The organism is Ferdinandcohnia sp. SAFN-114, from assembly GCF_059415045.1.
Window position 1 is genome coordinate 20,177 of sequence record NZ_JBPFDQ010000011.1, and the last position, 308, is coordinate 20,484.

A 308-nucleotide genomic window follows, 5' to 3' on the forward strand; every position below is an offset into this window, starting at 1 on the left:
GTCGATTGAATCCCCTTCATGACCGCGATGAAGAGGAAAACCGCAAGTCTCAGTCGATTGAATCCCCTTCATGACCGTGATGAAGAGGAAAACCGCAAGTCTCACGAGAGTGAATCCCCTTCATGGCCGTGATGAAGAGGAAAACAGCGGTTCTCAGTCGAGTGAATCCCCTTCATGACCGCGATGAAGAGGAAACCAGTGGTTCTCAGTCGATTGAATCCCCTTCATGACCGCGATGAAGAGGAAAACCGCAAGTCTCAGTCGATTGAATCCCCTTCATGACCGCGATGAAGAGGAAAACCGCAAGT